This is a genomic window from Kosakonia sp. (assembly GCF_032052965.1).
GTDB lineage: Bacteria > Pseudomonadota > Gammaproteobacteria > Enterobacterales > Enterobacteriaceae > Kosakonia.
This window is the reverse complement of the sequence record NZ_DAMBVN010000002.1, coordinates 366718-380675: the sequence shown is the minus strand read 5'-3', so window position 1 is coordinate 380675 and position 13958 is coordinate 366718. Positions and strand designations below refer to the sequence as shown.

The 13958-nt window shown below is 53.5% G+C and carries 16 protein-coding genes; 8 read left to right on the top strand and 8 right to left on the bottom strand.

The genetic code is table 11. The features are described from left to right. Nucleotides 1-193 precede the first annotated feature (193 nt). Nucleotides 194-760, bottom strand: coding sequence for a D-glycero-beta-D-manno-heptose 1,7-bisphosphate 7-phosphatase (gene gmhB / locus RTX30_RS05080; RefSeq protein WP_312687458.1), 567 nt, complete (start codon nucleotides 758-760; stop codon nucleotides 194-196). Nucleotides 761-948: 188 nt separating this feature from the next. On the opposite strand from gmhB, the gene metN reads away from it, so the two are divergent. From metN to proS, 6 genes are all read left to right on the top strand, one after another. Next, the gene (gene metN, locus RTX30_RS05075) at nucleotides 949-1980 is read left to right on the top strand and encodes a methionine ABC transporter ATP-binding protein MetN (protein ID WP_312687456.1); all 1032 of its coding nucleotides are present in this window, start codon (nucleotides 949-951) and stop codon (nucleotides 1978-1980) included. After that, nucleotides 1973-2626: a methionine ABC transporter permease MetI gene (locus RTX30_RS05070; RefSeq protein WP_312687454.1), complete on the top strand. Its 654-nt coding sequence runs from the start codon at nucleotides 1973-1975 to the stop codon at nucleotides 2624-2626. The genes metN and RTX30_RS05070 overlap by 8 nt, the downstream gene beginning before the upstream one ends. Nucleotides 2627-2667: 41 nt before the next feature. Beyond that, on the top strand, nucleotides 2668-3483 hold the full coding sequence (gene metQ, locus RTX30_RS05065; protein ID WP_312687452.1) for a methionine ABC transporter substrate-binding lipoprotein MetQ: 816 nt from the start codon (nucleotides 2668-2670) through the stop codon (nucleotides 3481-3483). Between the two features lie 108 nt (nucleotides 3484-3591). Continuing rightward, nucleotides 3592-3996, top strand: coding sequence for an Rcs stress response system protein RcsF (gene rcsF, locus RTX30_RS05060; protein WP_312687450.1), 405 nt, complete (start codon nucleotides 3592-3594; stop codon nucleotides 3994-3996). Further along, nucleotides 3993-4700: a tRNA (N6-threonylcarbamoyladenosine(37)-N6)-methyltransferase TrmO gene (gene tsaA / locus RTX30_RS05055; protein WP_312687448.1), complete on the top strand. Its 708-nt coding sequence runs from the start codon at nucleotides 3993-3995 to the stop codon at nucleotides 4698-4700. Before rcsF ends, tsaA begins: the two co-directional genes overlap by 4 nt. 110 nt (nucleotides 4701-4810) lie before the next feature. Continuing rightward, entirely contained in the window at nucleotides 4811-6529 is a 1719-nt protein-coding gene (proS, locus tag RTX30_RS05050) for a proline--tRNA ligase (protein WP_312687446.1), read from the top strand. A gap of 57 nt (nucleotides 6530-6586) precedes the next feature. On the opposite strand, the gene nlpE is transcribed toward proS, so the two are convergent. From nlpE to RTX30_RS05035, 3 genes are read right to left on the bottom strand one after another with little or no spacing between them, the layout of a single operon-like run. Then, entirely contained in the window at nucleotides 6587-7282 is a 696-nt protein-coding gene (nlpE, locus tag RTX30_RS05045; protein ID WP_312687444.1) for an envelope stress response activation lipoprotein NlpE, read from the bottom strand. 35 nt (nucleotides 7283-7317) lie between these two features. Next, on the bottom strand, nucleotides 7318-7740 hold the full coding sequence (gene arfB, locus RTX30_RS05040; protein ID WP_312687443.1) for an alternative ribosome rescue aminoacyl-tRNA hydrolase ArfB: 423 nt from the start codon (nucleotides 7738-7740) through the stop codon (nucleotides 7318-7320). Next, a complete protein-coding gene (locus tag RTX30_RS05035; RefSeq protein WP_312687441.1) occupies nucleotides 7737-8282 on the bottom strand; it encodes a YaeQ family protein in 546 nt (181 codons plus the stop codon). Before RTX30_RS05035 ends, arfB begins: the two co-directional genes overlap by 4 nt. Nucleotides 8283-8477: 195 nt before the next feature. Here RTX30_RS05035 and RTX30_RS05030 point away from each other — a divergent pair, with 195 nt between their 5' ends. Beyond that, nucleotides 8478-8678, top strand: a complete 201-nt coding sequence (locus tag RTX30_RS05030; RefSeq protein ID WP_312687438.1) for a YaeP family protein — start codon at nucleotides 8478-8480, stop codon at nucleotides 8676-8678. Next, nucleotides 8665-8925, top strand: a complete 261-nt coding sequence (gene rof / locus RTX30_RS05025; protein ID WP_312687436.1) for a Rho-binding antiterminator — start codon at nucleotides 8665-8667, stop codon at nucleotides 8923-8925. Before RTX30_RS05030 ends, rof begins: the two co-directional genes overlap by 14 nt. A gap of 28 nt (nucleotides 8926-8953) precedes the next feature. On the opposite strand, the gene tilS is transcribed toward rof, so the two are convergent. The 4 genes from tilS to accA form a co-directional block, all read right to left on the bottom strand. Then, a complete protein-coding gene (gene tilS, locus RTX30_RS05020) occupies nucleotides 8954-10249 on the bottom strand; it encodes a tRNA lysidine(34) synthetase TilS (RefSeq protein WP_312687435.1) in 1296 nt (431 codons plus the stop codon). A gap of 63 nt (nucleotides 10250-10312) precedes the next feature. Further along, nucleotides 10313-10702: a VOC family protein gene (locus RTX30_RS05015; RefSeq protein WP_312687434.1), complete on the bottom strand. Its 390-nt coding sequence runs from the start codon at nucleotides 10700-10702 to the stop codon at nucleotides 10313-10315. A gap of 59 nt (nucleotides 10703-10761) precedes the next feature. After that, entirely contained in the window at nucleotides 10762-12900 is a 2139-nt protein-coding gene (locus tag RTX30_RS05010) for a lysine decarboxylase LdcC (protein ID WP_312687432.1), read from the bottom strand. 98 nt (nucleotides 12901-12998) lie between these two features. Further along, complete coding sequence (gene accA / locus RTX30_RS05005) at nucleotides 12999-13958, bottom strand: acetyl-CoA carboxylase carboxyl transferase subunit alpha (protein WP_017458011.1); 960 nt, start codon at nucleotides 13956-13958, stop codon at nucleotides 12999-13001.

Sequence of the window (13958 nt, the reverse complement as noted above, 5' to 3'; positions counted from 1 at the left end):
GTGGCGTATATTACGCTTTCCTCTTTCAGAGTCAACCCTGATTTTCAGGATTTTTTCTCTTCCGACTTACCGTCGCTTGTGAAGTTAATCGCTAAGCGCCGTGTCGATGGAGGCGCATTATAGGGAGCCGGAGAGGAATGACAAGCGGAAAAATGCATTTTTATTTCAACCGCTCATCTTTTCGACATAACGGCTATTTTTGGTGCTTTTTGATGGCTGTCGGCAGGTCTGCAAGGCTATTAACTACCCAATCTGCGCTTTTTTCCGCCTCTGGGGTTACAGGCTTACCGGTACGCACCAGAACTTTGGTACCCACCTGCGCTGCTGCCGCCGCCTGCATATCCTCTATTTTATCGCCCACCATATAAGAAGCCGCCATATCAATGTGCAGGAAATCGCGAGCGGAGATAAGCATCCCCGGATGCGGCTTACGGCAATCACAAGTTTGACGGAACTCGTCCACGCTCCCCTGCGGGTGATGCGGACAATAATAGATGCCATCCAAGTCGACGCCGCGATCGGCAAGCGACCAGTCCATCCATTCCGTCAATGTTTCAAATTGCGCTTCGGTAAATTTACCGCGCGCAATGCCAGACTGGTTTGTTACCAACACCAGAGCGAAGCCCATTTCTTTTAATTCGCGCATGGCATCAATGACACCATCAATAAATTCGAAGTTATCGATCTCATGGACGTAACCGTGATCGACATTAATCGTGCCGTCACGATCGAGAAAAATAGCGGGTACTGACTTTGCCACGGGTTTACTCCTGAAAAAGGCCTATATGTCTAGTATCTCATGTTTCGCTGCACAGGAAAGTGCTCATCGCGCAGAGCGACATTGATTTAGACGTCTGGATGCCTTAACATCCGCTTTGTCTACGGGCATGCCCCGTAGCAGGCAGAAGAAAATGCCACGGCTAACTCTCATACGATAAAAATAATCTAATGATTAAACTTTCGAATATCACCAAAGTGTTCCAGCAGGGGAACCGCACTATTCAGGCGCTGAATAATGTCAGCCTGCACATTCCTGCTGGTCAAATTTATGGCGTGATTGGCGCATCCGGCGCGGGGAAAAGCACCCTGATTCGCTGCGTTAACCTGCTTGAGCGCCCAACAGAAGGCAGCGTGCTGGTCGATGGCCAAGAACTGACCCAACTCTCCGAAGCTGAATTAACGAAAGCACGCCGTCAAATCGGCATGATCTTCCAGCACTTTAATCTCCTCGCTTCCCGCACCGTGTTCGGTAACGTCGCCTTACCGCTGGAACTGGATAACACACCTCGCGCAGAGATTAACCGCCGTGTGCAGGAACTGTTGGATCTGGTCGGTCTTGGCGATAAGCACGATAGCTACCCGGCGAATCTCTCCGGTGGGCAGAAACAGCGTGTGGCGATTGCCCGAGCGCTGGCCAGCAATCCAAAAGTCCTGCTGTGCGACGAAGCCACCAGCGCCCTGGACCCGGCAACCACCCGCTCCATTCTTGAATTATTAAAAGACATCAACCGTCGCCTGGGTCTGACCATTCTGCTTATCACGCATGAAATGGACGTGGTGAAACGCATTTGCGACTGCGTAGCAGTGATCAGCAATGGCGAATTGATAGAACAGGATACGGTGAGCGAAGTCTTCTCGCATCCGAAAACGCCGCTGGCGCAGCAGTTCATTCAGTCCACGCTGCATCTGGATATTCCGGAAGATTACCTGCAGCGCCTACAGGCTGAACCCAAGGCGGATAGCGTACCGATGTTGCGCATGGAATTCACCGGTCAGTCAGTGGACGCACCGCTGCTGTCGGAAACGGCACGCCGCTTTAATGTGAATAACAATATTATCAGCGCCCAGATGGATTACGCGGGCGGTGTGAAGTTCGGCATTATGCTGACAGAAATGCACGGCACCCAGCAGGATACGCAAGCCGCTATCGCCTGGCTGCAAGAACACCATGTAAAAGTAGAGGTACTCGGTTATGTCTGAGGCAATGATGTGGCTCTTTGCCCGCAGCATCTGGGAAACATTGTTTATGACCTTTGCCTCGGGCTTATTGGGTTTCGTGGTAGGGTTGCCTTTTGGGGTACTGCTGTATGTCACTCGTCCTGGTCAGATTATGCAAAACCCGGGTCTGTACCGGGTGATCTCAGCGCTGGTCAATATTTTCCGCTCTATTCCCTTTATTATTCTGCTGGTATGGATGATCCCCTTTACGCGCATTATTGTGGGCACCTCGATAGGTCTGTATGCGGTGATCGTTCCGCTGACCGTCGGTGCCGCACCATTCATCGCACGTATGGTGGAAAATACGCTCCTTGAACTGCCGGCCGGTTTAATCGAAGCGTCCCGCGCTATGGGCGCAACCCCAATGCAGATCATCCGTAAAGTGCTGCTGCCAGAAGCGCTACCAGGGCTGATTAACGCCGCAACCATTACGCTTATCACCCTGGTGGGTTACTCCGCAATGGGCGGCGCTGTGGGTGCAGGTGGCCTGGGTCAGTTAGGGATCCAGTATGGCTATGTGACCTACAATCCATTAGTGATGAATACTGTACTGATATTACTCGTGGTTCTGGTTTACTTAATTCAGTTCGCTGGCGATCGTATCGTCCGGGCTGTAACGCATAAATAACGTTACACACAACATAACGACTCTGATAGTAAGGAAAAAACATGGCTTTTAAATTCAAGACCTTTGCGGCAGTAGGCGCGTTGCTTGGTTCTCTGGCGCTGGTCGGCTGCGGCCAGGATGAAAAGGATCCGAATCACATCAAAGTCGGTGTGATCGTGGGCGCTGAGCAGCAGGTGGCGGAAGTTGCCCAGAAAGTGGCAAAAGAGAAATACGGTCTGGATGTCGAGCTGGTCACCTTCAACGATTACGTTCTGCCGAACGAAGCGCTGAGCAAAGGCGATATTGATGCCAACGCATTCCAGCATAAGCCGTACTTGGACCAGCAGATTAAAGATCGCGGTTTCAAACTGGTACCGGTCGGCAACACCTTCGTTTACCCGATTGCCGGTTATTCCAAAAAAATCAAAGCAGTATCTGAACTGCAGGATGGCTCTCAGGTCGCTGTACCGAACGATCCGACTAACCTCGGCCGTTCTCTGCTGCTGCTGCAGAAAGAAGGCCTGATCAAATTGAAAGATGGCGTCGGTCTGCTGCCAACCGTACTGGATGTGACCGAAAACCCGAAAAACCTGAAGATCGTTGAGCTGGAAGCCCCGCAGCTGCCGCGCTCTCTGGACGATGCGCAAATCGCCCTGGCCGTTATTAACACCACTTACGCCAGCCAGATCGGCCTGACCCCGGCTAAAGACGGCATCTTTGTGGAAGATAAAGACTCCCCGTACGTAAACCTGATCGTTGCACGTGAAGATAACAAAGACGCGGAAAACGTGAAGAAATTTGTGCAGGCTTATCAGTCCGACGAAGTAAGTGAAGCTGCTAACAAAGTCTTCAACGGCGGTGCCGTGAAAGGCTGGTAATCTCCTCTGACTGTAATATCATTCAAGGCGGGCGAAAGCCCGTCTTGTCATTTGTACACGCGACTGATTCAATATGCCGCGTCAGAAACAATACATTGAGGACATATTATGCGTGCTTTACCGATCTGTTTATTAGCGTTCATGCTAAGCGGCTGTTCATTGCTAAGCAGATCCCCTGCCGAACCTGTAAAAAGCACCGCAGCCGCACCGAAAGTGGAGCCGGAAAAACCGAAAGTCATTCGTCCTGCGCCAGTACGCATTATCACTAATGCCGAAGAACTTATCGGTAAACCTTTCCGCGATCTGGGCGAAGTCTCCGGTGAATCTTGCCAGGCGACCAACCAGGACTCCCCGCCAAACATCCCGACTGCGCGCAAACGCATGCAAATCAACGCATCAAAAATGAAAGCCAACGCTGTGCTGCAACACAGTTGTGAAGTAACCAGCGGTACGCCAGGTTGTTACCGTCAGGCCGTGTGTGTCGGTTCTGCCCTTAACATTTCGGCGAAATGAGCACCTTTGCTTTCGAGCAGATAGGCGTCATCCGTTCGCCTTATAAAGAGAAGTTTGCCGTACCGCGCCAGCCAGGCCTGGTGAAACACGGCGGCGGCGAACTTCACTTACTTCCGCCTTATAATCAGCCTGATGCCGTCCGCGGTCTGGAAGGCTTCAGCCATTTGTGGATCCTGTTTGTTTTTCATCAAACGATGGAAGGCGGCTGGCGACCCACTGTCCGGCCGCCTCGCCTCGGCGGCAATGCACGCATGGGCGTCTTTGCTACCCGCTCCACCTTTCGCCCGAATCCTGTCGGTATGTCGCTGGTTGAGCTGAAAGGGATCCGCTGCCAAAAAAACGAAGTGATCTTGCAACTGGGCAGTCTCGATCTGGTTGATGGCACGCCAGTGGTGGATATCAAGCCCTATCTTCCCTTTGCCGAAGCCATACCGGATGCTAAAGCCAGTTATGCTCAGCATGCTCCGGTAGCGGACATCCCGATAAGCTTTACAGCAGAAGTAGAGGCGCAACTGACGGGACTGGCAACACGCTACCCGCAGTTAAAAGCCTTTTTGATAGAGGTGCTGGCGCAGGACCCGCGTCCGGCTTATCGCAAAGAGGAAGAACAAGGTAAAACTTACGCCGTCTGTGTGCTGGATTTTAATGTGCGCTGGCAAGTCGCAGGGGCGGGGTTTGAAGTGTTTGCGCTGGAAGCGCGCTAATTTTATGCCCCTCTCTTTTGGCATCTCTGCCAGGCTGATAAACTAAACCACTTTTTTGTGTCAGGCCTGCACCGGGCCTGCTCCAATTGTCCAAATGGAACCGTAACAACATGCGTACTAGCCAATATCTGCTCTCCACCCTGAAGGAGACGCCTGCCGACGCCGAAGTCATCAGCCACCAGCTGATGCTGCGCGCCGGGATGATCCGCAAACTGGCCTCCGGGTTGTATACCTGGCTGCCGACCGGTGTGCGTGTTCTGAAAAAAGTCGAAAACATCGTGCGTGAAGAGATGAACAACGCCGGTGCGATTGAGGTGTCAATGCCAGTCGTGCAGCCAGCAGACCTATGGCAGGAGAGCGGTCGCTGGGAGCAGTACGGTCCGGAACTGCTGCGTTTCGTCGATCGCGGCGAGCGTCCTTTTGTACTCGGCCCGACACATGAAGAAGTGATCACTGACCTGATCCGCAACGAGCTGAACTCTTACAAACAGCTGCCGCTGAACTTCTTTCAGATCCAGACTAAATTCCGCGATGAAGTACGCCCGCGCTTTGGCGTAATGCGCTCCCGCGAGTTCCTGATGAAAGATGCTTACTCTTTCCATACTTCTCAGGAGTCTTTGCAGGAAACCTACGACGCGATGTACGCAGCGTATAGCAAAATCTTCAGCCGTATGGATCTTGATTTCCGCGCGGTACAGGCTGATACGGGCTCCATCGGTGGTAGCGCATCGCACGAGTTCCAGGTGCTGGCGCAGAGCGGTGAAGATGATGTGATCTTCTCTGACTCCTCTGATTTTGCCGCCAACATCGAATTTGCCGAGGCGTTAGCGCCTATAGAACCACGCGCCGCAGCCACGCAGGAAATGACGCTGGTTGATACCCCTAACGCAAAAACCATCGCCGAGCTGGTTGAGCAGCACAACCTGCCGATTGAAAAGACGGTGAAAACCCTGCTGGTGAAAGCCACCGAAGAGAGCGGTTCAGCACTGGTTGCGCTGTTAGTGCGCGGCGATCATGAACTGAACGAAGTGAAAGCCGAGAAGCTGCCGCAGGTTGCTGCCCCGTTGACCTTCGCCACCGAAGCGGAAATTCGCGCTGTGGTTAATGCAGGCCCTGGTTCTCTTGGCCCGGTCAATATGCCGGTTCCTGTTGTGATTGACCGCACCGTGGCTGCCATGAGTGATTTCGCCGCAGGCGCGAATATCGACGGCAAACATTACTTTGGTATTAACTGGGATCGCGATGTCGCTACCCCGGAAGTGGCGGACATCCGTAACGTCGTGGCAGGCGATCCGAGCCCGGATGGCAAAGGCACCCTGCTGATCAAACGCGGTATTGAAGTTGGCCACATCTTCCAACTGGGCACAAAATATTCTCAGGCATTGAATGCCGCCGTTCAGGGCGAAGATGGCCGTAACCAGATCCTGACCATGGGTTGCTATGGTATCGGTGTGACGCGCGTGGTGGCTGCGGCAATTGAGCAGAACCACGACGAGCGCGGTATCGTGTGGCCGGACGCTATTGCACCTTTCCAGGTCGCAATCCTGCCGATGAACATGCACAAATCCTACCGTGTACAGGAACTGGCCGAAAAACTGTATGCCGAACTGCGCGCACAGGGCATTGAAGTCCTGATGGACGATCGTAAAGAGCGTCCGGGTGTGATGTTTGCCGATATGGAACTGATCGGTATTCCACACACCGTTGTGATCGGCGATCGCAACCTCGACAACGACGATATCGAATACAAATATCGTCGTAATGGTGAGAAACAGCTCATCAAAACCGGGGATATCCTGAATTATCTGGTCAATGCCATCAAAGGCTAAGCCTCAGAAAACAAAAAGCCCCTTCCGGGGCTTTTTTAATACAACCTATCCAGAGCATCAGTCATTACACCCTTTTCTGGCGTTAAATTTGCCCTTACTGTTTGTCACCAGTACTTTCTGAGCGGCTCCCGTGTCCGGATTAGGCTCAATCGCAAAATGCCCGTCTACCACCAGCAGAACAGGTTTGGTTTCTGTTCCACGCGCTGCGGCGTAATCACGCTCAAGTTGCGCATTGCTGGCCACCGTCATTTTCTTCCCTGTTGCACAGTCGGTAAAAATTGCCGCGTCAGCCATGTACATGTACATGCCTCGCATCGTCATCGGGGTTGCCGGCAGCGCCGCGTTCACGGGCTGCAGCGTATAGTTAAGCCGCGAGGAAATCGGATTGCCTTCCCGGTCGAGCATCTCCAGCGCTTCACCTTTGGCGCGGAAATAGGTTTTCTCGCCATGGGAGTCCGTGAGAATAAGCTTATCCGCCGTGCGCGCCCAGTTACCATAAGAGCCAAACACTGAAGGCGCTTTCCCCCCGTGATAGCGCTGATTCATCACCCAGCTCCCCTCTTTCGACAGAAAGAGTGATGTTTCGATCCCCTCGCAATCGGCGCAAGGCAGCACGCCACGCCAGCTTTGCTGCATCGGTTTCAGCTCTTCAAGCTGAGCAGGCTGAACGGTTTCGACCTCGCCGCGGTTATTACACCCGATGAGGGCAAACAGCAGGCCGCCCACCATTGCTGATAAAATAGCCTTATTCACTTTATTTTCCTTATGAACAGTACCGTTAATGTGCGTCAGCCATCATGGCGGCGAACCTTACCGCGCAATGCTTTGACCGAGGACTTTTGCGCTTTTGTCGTTAGCCGGCGCTCTTTCGAAGCGCGGGTCGGGCGTGTTGCCCGGCGGCTTTTTTGCACAACGGTCAATTCTTTGATCAGCGCAACCAGGCGGGCTATCGCCGCGTCGCGATTCATTTCCTGGCTGCGATACTCCTGCGCTTTTATCACGATCCAGCCATCGCTGCTAATCAGATGGTGCGACGCTTCAAGCAGGCGTGCTTTGTAATACTCTGGCAGACTGGACGCCCGAATATCAAAACGCAGGTGAATGGCCGTTGAACTCTTATTCACATGCTGCCCGCCCGCGCCCTGTGCCCGCACGGCAGTGATTTCCAGTTCATCTTCAGGCACAGAAACCGTTCTGGAAATTTCGATCATTGCTGCTGCCAGGCTTCAGGGTGGATTTCCAGATTGCGTTCATTAGCAGACAGCCAGATTGCGCCATCCTGCAATGTCGCCTGGAGCGTCATTGTGCGATCGTCCGCAAACGCACTGAGCCCCGCCAGTTGTTCATCGTCCAGATACCAGATGCTCAGATTTTTGAACATGGCGCAGCGGGACTGGTTTTGCTGCCACCAAATTTGCGCCGCACGAGAATTATAGGTAAATAACGCCACCTCTTTTGCCTGGGTGCAGGCTTTCTTCAGTCGCTTTTCATCCGGCAGCCCTAATTCAATCCACAGATCGATGCCAAGGTAATCATTGCGTAGCCACGCTTCCGGCTCCTCTTCAGCGCTCAAACCACGGGTAAATTGCAGGCGTTCGTCGGCGTACTTTATCCAGGCCAGCAGGCGCAGCATCATACGTTCTTGCGTCTCGGAAGGATGGCGAGCCAGGGTCAGTGTGGCATCTAAAAACTGATTGCGATCCAGATCAGCCACATTCACTACCGCTTTATAAATTGTCGCTTTAAGCGCCATTGCACCTCTCCTTCATAAAATGGCGGCTATTGTAGCGAATCTGAGCATAAAGCGCTGTTATCTCTTGAGCGTATAGGCATTCATCGCTCTGATAATGATATCCGGGCTGTGGTATAGTCACCTTGCTAAACAAAGTGTATGTTCGTAGGCTTAGTGTTATCTCACAGTAAAGTCAGGTTGCTGACAGGAGGTGATGTGAACAATTATTGTGAGTTAGTGCGTAAACGCTATGCAGAAATTGCCAGCGGGGATTTGGGCTATATTCCGGACGCGCTGGGATGCGTTTTGAAAGTGCTGAATGAAATGGCGTCGGATGACACCGTTTCGGAGTCGGTCAGGGAAAAGGCGGCGTATGCTGCCGCGAACTTACTGGTGAGCGATTATGTCAATAAATGATGCATATCAACCCATCAACTGTGATGACTATGACAACCTTGAGCTCGCCTGCCAGCATCATCTTTTACTGACGCTGGAATTAAAAGATGGCGAAAAGCTCAACGCCAAAGCCAACGATTTAGTCTCACGAAAAAATGTGGAGTATCTGGTGGTCGATGTCGCGGGCACAGCGCGCGAACTGCGCCTCGACAAAATTGCCAGCTTCAGCCATCCTGAAATCGGCACCGTTGTGGTGAGCGAGTCCTGAATGTACTGCGGGCAGCGCATGTTGCCCGTTATCTTTGCCACTGCAGCTGCACACTCCGTTGCGCCTCTTTCCTGGCTCCCTCTTGCGTGACAAAAACTCCCGCTGCCGCAATCAATGTTTCGCCATAGAATAAGAGCGGTGTGGTATCGCGCCGCCAGGGGGCGACACCCAGCTCCTGCCAAATTTTCTTCAGCTTGCGTCCACCATGACGCCCGACAATATGCAACAACCCCGACGCCTGAAAACGCACAGATACCGCCTCGTCGGCCTTGGGGGCGCGTAATTCGCCGCCAACAGAGAGCGAGAGTTGCCCTAATCCGGCCGGTAATAGCAGCGGTCTGGCAAGATCCTCCCAGACAAGCAGCGTTTCACGCTGGCTGGCGATCGTCGGGATCCACCATAAATATCCCTGATAGCGCCGTACTTCATATTCGCCCAAACGCAGACATGGCTGGGCATCTTCTCGTGCCAGCGCCACTTCCAGCCAGATCCGCTGCAGCATAGCGCGTGAGGGCATTGGTGCCCCTTGCCCGGCCAGCCAGCGGCGCAGCAACGCACTGCGCCGCACTTCGCTGATCGCCGCTAACGACACAATCGCGAGGGCACCCTCTGCCGAGGTCGCAGCCGCTAGCTCATCAGCTAACAACTCGTCCAGCAGTTGCTCCTGTTCCCCGCACAGCGCTGCGCTGCGTGCTGTCGCTTGCGCAAACTGCGGCCAGCGAGCCGTAAGACGCGGCAGGATATGTAAACGCAGAAAGTTGCGATCGAAGCGGTCATCGGCATTACTTTCATCCTCAATCCAGCACAGCGCGTGCTGCCGCGCCCATTCCTGAAGCGTCTCCCGCGTTTCATTGAGCAGCGGGCGAATAAGCTGAGTACCTGCAAATGGCAGCGTTTCTGGCATCGCCGACAGTCCGGCAGGCCCGCTCCCCCGCTTCAACGCCAGTAAAAACGTTTCACACTGATCGTCCAGATGCTGCGCCGTCAATAAAACCTCGCCGGGCAGCAACGTCTGGCAAAACGCCTGATAACGCGCCTGCCGCGCCTGCGCCTCAATGCCTTCGCCTTTTTCTTCCAGCGTTACGCGCACAACGGTGAGAGGAATATGCCATTGGTCGCAAAGATTCTGGCAGTGCGTAACCCAACTGTCGGCATGGGGACTTAAACCGTGGTGCACGTGCACAGCCCGCAGACGGATATCAGGCTCCTGACCGCGTAACAGCATTAGTTTATGCAGAAGAACGGTTGAATCCAGGCCACCACTCAGCGCCACCAGAAACTGGCGCGAAGCGGTCGGTAACAAAGCGGAAAGTGACGAAGCCATAACGATTATCAAAACGGAAACATTGCCCGGAACGTTACCGGGCAATACCGTATGTGGCAAGTACTACTGCTGGTAAAGCTCCAGCGGCAGTCCATCGGGATCATTGAAGAAGGTAAAACGTTTTTCAGTACAGGGATCAACGCGGATCGCTTCACACTCCACGCCATGCGCCTGCAAATGAGCGACTGCGCGGTCGATATCATCAACGCTGAATGCCAGATGGCGTAAACCGCACGCTTCCGGGCGGCTGGGGCGGCAAGGCGGGAACGGAAACGAAAACAGTTCAATCACATATTGCCCGTTGAGAGCCAAATCGCCTTTCCAGGAGTCACGCGCTTCCCGGTACACTTCGCTTTGCAGGGTGAAGCCAAGAATATCGCAGTAGAAAGCTTTGCTCCTGGCGTAATCCGTGGCAATGATGGCAATGTGATGAACCTGTTTTAATCCCAGCATGGTCGCTCCTTATTTTCGATATGTGAACGTTACCGCCGCCCGGTTTTGCCCGCAATAGCTCAGTGGACTTTTAGGACTCGTACCCGGTAGACCCCTTCTTCATCACGTTTTGCGCCGTGAATATCGGTTTCAAAACCAGGGTAGTGGCGGCCAATGGCACACAACATCAGCAAGAAATCGAGCACTGGCCGACTCTCTTCGGTGATCATTTCCCCGGGCATGACCAGCGGGACGCCTGGCGGATAAGGCAGGATCATATTGGCAGAGATACGCCCGCTGAGTTTTTCCAGTTCGATGGTTTCTACTTCGCCCTGGATCTGCCGCTGCCAGGCCTGGTGCGGAGTCATTTTCATTACTGGCAGCACATCGAACGCCTGCAACATCAGGCGAGGAAGATCGTGCTGGCGAATAAGGCGATGGATACCCTGCGCTAAATCCTGAATGCGCATATTGCGGTAGAAGTCCGGATCTTCTGCATACAGATCCGGCAGCATATTCCTCACACGCAGGTTGAGATCAAAGGCACGTTTAAACTCCATTAGCCCACGCAGCAGCCCCATCGCACGGGTTTTATCAATGCCGATGCTGAACAAAAACAGCAGGTTGTACGGCCCGGTCTTTTCAACTACCACGCCGCGCTCATCAAGAAACTTAGCAACCAGCGCCGCCGGGATCCCCTCTTCGCCCATGTTCCCCCGCTCATCCATACCCGGCGTGAGGATCGTCACTTTGACCGGATCAAGGAACATATGATCGGCATCGGCCTCGCGAAAGCCATGCCAGCTTTCACTGGGTGACACCGGCCAGCAGTCGGCTTCGTCGATCTCCTCCGGCTGCCAGATGTCAAAGAACCAGCCATCGGCTTCCTCTTTCAGGCGCTGCACCTCCTTACGAAAATGCAACGCACGCTCCACCGACCGGTTGATCAGCCGCTTTCCGGGATTACCACGCAACATCGCTGCTGCGGTTTCAATGGAGGCCACCAGCGGGTAACTCGGCGAGGTGGAGGTGTGCATCATAAACGCTTCGTTGAAGGTATCTTCATCGTAATCGCCCTTAATATGAATCAATGACGCCTGCGAAAACGCCGCCAGCATTTTGTGCGTCGACTGGGTTTCAAAGAAGACTTTTCCGGGCACCCGTTCGCCGCTCATTCCACTTTTACCGGCATAAATCGGATGGAAATTGGTATACGGCACCCAGGCGGAATCAAAGTGAATCGACGGCACATCGAGTGTTTTTTTGATCCAGTCGGTGTTGTAGAGCAAGCCATCGTAAGTAGAGTTGGTGATGACGGCGTGCACCGGCCAGCGTGCCTCAGGGGTCGTAGCGACCTTCTGTTCAATGCTGGCGTGGGTAAACTCCCGACGCGGGATCCCGCCCAAAATCCCCAGCGCGTTACGGCCTGGTTTTAGCCATAGCGGAACGACATCACTCATCATCAACAGGTGAGCAAGTGACTTATGACAGTTGCGATCGATAAGCAACGTGCTGCCCGCCGGGGCGGCATACATGCCAACAATTTTGTTCGACGTTGAGGTACCGTTGGTCACCATATAGCTTTGCTCGGCACCAAAAGTACGTGCGATGTACTCTTCCGCTTCGAGATGCGGCCCGGTGTGATCCAGCAACGATCCCAGCTCAGTGACCGAGATCGACACATCCGCCTTAAGAGTGTTACCGCCGAAAAAGTCATAGAACAGGCAGCCCACCGGGCTTTTTTGATACGCCGTACCCGCCATATGGCCCGGTGTACAGAAGGTGTATTTGCCCTCTTTGACATAGGTGAACAGTGCGCGGGTAAACGGCGGAGTGATGTTCTCCAGATACTCTTTGGTGTACTGACCAATGCGCGTCGCAATATCGTCTGCCACACCGAGAGCATATTCAAAGAACCACAGCGCCATACGCATATCCTGCGCGCTAACATCCATCGTCGAGTGGGTGTTAATAAAAGCGTAGAGCGGAAGGTATTCGTTAAGTTGATTGATTTCGCTGCACAAATCGAGCGAGTACTCATCCCAGTCAAAAATAACCCCGCAGATCCGCGGGTTATGCTCGATAAACTTCAGCAGGTCGTTGCTGTTTTGCGGCCAGATAATCTGAAAACCTTGCGCCTGTAACGCCTGCTCCAGCTCCTTAATGGGTTCATCTTTATAGAAAACGCCATGGGGTCCCATGATGGCAATTATATTCACGCCTACCTCCTGCAAAAACATTAGCTAAGCATAGTTGAGCTAAACGCAGGTATAAAAAAAGCCGCATCAGGTGCGGCTTTTTCAGACAGGGATGACAATCAGGCGTAGCCGTAGCTCATCAGACGCTGGTAACGACGATTACGCAGATCGTCTTTGCTGAGCACATCCAGATCGGCCAGATCGGCCAGCAGTTGCGCTTTCAGCGATGCTGCCATTGTTTCCGGATTGCGATGAGCGCCGCCCAGCGGTTCCGGGATAATGGAGTCGATCAGTTTCAGCTCTTTCAGACGCGGGGCGATAATGCCCATCGCTTCTGCTGCCAGCGGCGCTTTGTCTGCGCTTTTCCACAGAATAGAAGCACAACCTTCCGGAGAAATAACGGAATAGGTGCTGTACTGCAGCATATTCACTTTATCGCCCACACCGATTGCCAGCGCGCCGCCGGAGCCGCCTTCACCGATCACGGTGCAAATAACCGGCACGTTAAGGCGAGACATTTCACGCAGGTTGCGGGCAATAGCTTCGGACTGACCACGCTCTTCAGCACCCACGCCCGGGTAGGCACCCGGCGTGTCAATAAAGGTGATGATCGGCATGTTAAAGCGTTCCGCCATCTCCATCAGACGCAGCGCTTTACGGTAGCCTTCTGGCGCCGGCATACCGAAGTTACGGCGAATTTTTTCTTTGGTTTCGCGGCCTTTCTGGTGGCCGATAATCATGACCGGACGACCATCCAGACGCGCGATACCGCCAACAATGGCTTTATCATCGGCATAGGCACGGTCACCAGCCAGCTCGTCGAACTCATCGAAAGCCAGGCGGACGTAATCCAGGGTGTATGGACGCAGCGGATGGCGTGCCAGTTGGGCAACCTGCCATGCGCCAAGATCGGCGAAAATTTTGCGCGTCAGCTCTACGCTTTTTTCGCGCAGACGATGCACCTCTTCGTCGATGTTAATATCCAGTTTTTCATCCTGACGGCCAACGGCGGTCAGAGAATCGATTTTCGCTTCCAGCTCAGCAATCGGCTGTTCGAAATCAAGGAAATTCAGACTCAT

Bases quoted from the DNA above. Each gene is read 5' to 3' on its own strand.
- metN (WP_312687456.1), top strand. From the start codon at position 949: ATGATTAAACTTTCGAATATCACCAAAGTGTTCCAGCAGGGGAACCGC.
- RTX30_RS05070 (WP_312687454.1), top strand. From the start codon at position 1,973: ATGTCTGAGGCAATGATGTGGCTCTTTGCCCGCAGCATCTGGGAAACA.
- metQ (WP_312687452.1), top strand. From the start codon at position 2,668: ATGGCTTTTAAATTCAAGACCTTTGCGGCAGTAGGCGCGTTGCTTGGT.
- rcsF (WP_312687450.1), top strand. From the start codon at position 3,592: ATGCGTGCTTTACCGATCTGTTTATTAGCGTTCATGCTAAGCGGCTGT.
- tsaA (WP_312687448.1), top strand. From the start codon at position 3,993: ATGAGCACCTTTGCTTTCGAGCAGATAGGCGTCATCCGTTCGCCTTAT.
- proS (WP_312687446.1), top strand. From the start codon at position 4,811: ATGCGTACTAGCCAATATCTGCTCTCCACCCTGAAGGAGACGCCTGCC.
- arfB (WP_312687443.1), bottom strand. From the start codon at position 7,740: ATGATCGAAATTTCCAGAACGGTTTCTGTGCCTGAAGATGAACTGGAA.
- RTX30_RS05035 (WP_312687441.1), bottom strand. From the start codon at position 8,282: ATGGCGCTTAAAGCGACAATTTATAAAGCGGTAGTGAATGTGGCTGAT.
- rof (WP_312687436.1), top strand. From the start codon at position 8,665: ATGTCAATAAATGATGCATATCAACCCATCAACTGTGATGACTATGAC.
- tilS (WP_312687435.1), bottom strand. From the start codon at position 10,249: ATGGCTTCGTCACTTTCCGCTTTGTTACCGACCGCTTCGCGCCAGTTT.
- RTX30_RS05015 (WP_312687434.1), bottom strand. From the start codon at position 10,702: ATGCTGGGATTAAAACAGGTTCATCACATTGCCATCATTGCCACGGAT.
- accA (WP_017458011.1), bottom strand. From the start codon at position 13,958: ATGAGTCTGAATTTCCTTGATTTCGAACAGCCGATTGCTGAGCTGGAA.